2 tRNA genes are annotated in these 302 nt (G+C 51.0%); both read right to left on the minus strand.

The window, feature by feature from the left end:
* Nucleotides 1–34 precede the first annotated feature (34 nt).
* A tRNA-Lys gene (locus HP552_RS04185) sits at nt 35–110 on the minus strand.
* A gap of 9 nt (nt 111–119) precedes the next feature.
* Nucleotides 120–194 (minus strand) — tRNA-Gln (locus HP552_RS04190).
* Between the last annotated feature and the right edge of the window lie 108 nt (nt 195–302).

The raw sequence follows: 302 nt of genomic DNA on the forward strand, positions 1-302 counted from the left end.
CGTCTGCCAATTCCGCCACGACCGCAAAATATAATGGTGAGTCATGAAGGGCTCGAACCTTCGACACCCTGATTAAAAGTCAGGTGCTCTACCAACTGAGCTAATGACTCATAATAAAATGGCTGGGGATATAGGATTTGACCCTATGCATGACGGAGTCAAAGTCCGTAGTCTTACCACCTGGCTAAGCCCAAATGAACCATCATCGCGCGATCGCGGGGAATTGAGCCCCCGAATGCCGGATTCACAAGCGGGTGCGTTAACCACTTCGCCACGGTCGCCATAATCACCCTGAGAGTATC

Source organism: Paenibacillus xylanilyticus, assembly GCF_013359935.1.
Classification (GTDB): Bacteria; Bacillota; Bacilli; order Paenibacillales; family Paenibacillaceae; genus Paenibacillus; species Paenibacillus xylanilyticus.